General features: G+C 32.9%; 2 protein-coding genes. Both read right to left on the minus strand.

Features of this window, described 5'->3' with window-relative positions; genetic code table 11:
* Window positions 1-715, minus strand: a 715-nt coding sequence (locus tag BB045_RS08500) for a hypothetical protein (protein ID WP_075140672.1), incomplete at its 3' end; no start/stop codon positions are given.
* A 124-nt stretch (window positions 716-839) separates the two neighbouring features.
* The gene (locus BB045_RS08505) at window positions 840-1,457 is read right to left on the minus strand and encodes an excalibur calcium-binding domain-containing protein (protein WP_075140673.1); all 618 of its coding nucleotides are present in this window, start codon (window positions 1,455-1,457) and stop codon (window positions 840-842) included.
* Window positions 1,458-1,981 lie beyond the last annotated feature (524 nt).

Below are 1,981 nucleotides of genomic sequence, written 5' to 3' on the forward strand. Positions count from 1 at the left end.
TCTCAGCCATTTTTTCAAAATGCTCCATTGCATCCTTATCCTTTGTAGTTGGCTCATGAGACTGATATTTAACACCGTACTTGTTGTAAATCTCCATGTTAACATTACGGCCATCGTCCATTTTTAAAACTGTATCTTGAGGCTTAGAATTAGTTTCTTTTTTCGTATCAGATTGACTTTCTATCTTGGCCTCTTGTTTTGGGGTGCTAGAAGCAACTTTATTCTCTTTTTTATCCATGAAACCACTAATTGCAGCAATAACAATAAATAGGTAAACAGCACTAGCTACAACCATTTTCCATTTAGTATTAGATCGAAAACCGAGTATCTTGTTATGTAATTTACGCTCCACTTTATTGATTTGAATTGAAGTATTTGTTTGGATTAAGCGTTCAATATCATTAGTTTGCTGTGTTGGTGTAAATACGAATGTTTTATTCATTCCTTTAAATTCCATAACCGCTTTCACGGCGAATTTATCAATAGTAACAGTGTCGTATTCATTGAAATTATATGTGCCAACACTAGAAACATTTTGTGTTTCTTTGTTGTACTTAAATAATTGAATATGATCTTTATCTATGGCAGCATAGCCACGATCAGTTGAACTGAACTTAGCTTCTACGATAATAGGCGAAGTTTGGTATTTATTTGCTATCGCCTGTTTGGCAAGTTGCGACTCGCTAGGTTTTTTCTCTTTATTTTTATTACCCATTTTTACTAGTCCCCTCCAAAATGTAAGATTTCTCATCTTATGTTAGCAAACGAATTATTTGTGTATTGTCATATTTTGTCGAATAGAAATAAAAAAGCAATCATAAGAGTACTTTTCCATAAATCTAATGTTTTTTACTAGATTTTTTATGTCCTTTATTTCGTTCACAAGCTACACCATCGCCATCACGATCTAAATGCGAAGCATAAGCTGGGCTATCTGGAGTTATATCATAGTAACCAGCATTATTTGCATCTGTACAGTTTGCAAAGTGAACTTTCTCTTGTTTAGGTGCAGCTTGTTGCTGAGGTGCTGTATTAGCTGCAGCTTTTTGTTGCTCCTGTTCTTTTACTCGAGCTGCTTCTTGTTGTTTCTTTTGCTCTTCCTGTTGTCTTTGAGCCTCTTCTTGTTTGCGTTGTTCATCTAATCGCTTTTGCTCTTCAGCCTTTTTCTGTTCTTCCAATTGCTTTTGTTCTTCGGCCTTTTTCTGTTCTTCTAACTTCTTTTGCTCTTCAGCTTGTTTTTGCTCTTCAGCTTGTTTTTGTTCTTCGGATTTTTTCTGTTCTTCTATTTTCTTTTGTTCCTCTTCCTGTTTTTGCTCATCTACCTTCTTTTGTTCATCTTCTTTTTTAGTTTCTTGTTTTGGTTCTTCTGATGTACTTGCTTTATCATTTGAACCACAAGCAGCCAATCCCATAAGTAACACGCTGCATGATAAAGCCATTAATAATTTTTTGCTCATAATTTAATTCCTCCAAGATATATAAAATGTAATATTTCTGGACAATCTTATCAAAATAAACATCTATATATTGTCATATTGTGTCGAATGAAAATAAAATAGAGAGAGTCATAACTCTCAATGGGAAAATGATAAGAATTTACCGATGGATAATAGAGAAATATCCTCTATTTTTTAATAATATTGAGTAATGGTTTTTGTCAAATCTATAGGGAGATGTGGTTTTAATGTGGGGAGGAAGGAGTGTGTTTCAAAAGGTGTACCTTTTGAAGTGTTAAGGTATGAAATGATTTAAGATTTAGAAAAAAATTTATAATTAAATATTAGAATTCATTGGAGCCATGTTCAGTTTAACTTCCGATAAATGTGTTTTAGAATTTATTATGAGAACGCGTTATTAAAAAAGGGGGGCTGTTACAAATGTGGAGAAATATAGAAAATAACTGAAAATGATTGTGCTTTGAGTTAACATAGTATTAAGGTAACTTTCCTAAGTAAGTATTTAAGGGGTGAATAATTTGAGT

It is taken from the genome of Staphylococcus sp. MB377, assembly GCF_001922505.1.
Classification (GTDB): domain Bacteria; phylum Bacillota; class Bacilli; order Staphylococcales; family Staphylococcaceae; genus Staphylococcus; species Staphylococcus haemolyticus.

Coding starts and splice junctions, on each gene's coding strand:
- BB045_RS08505 (WP_075140673.1), bottom strand. CDS start 1,457: ATGAGCAAAAAATTATTAATGGCTTTATCATGCAGCGTGTTACTTATG.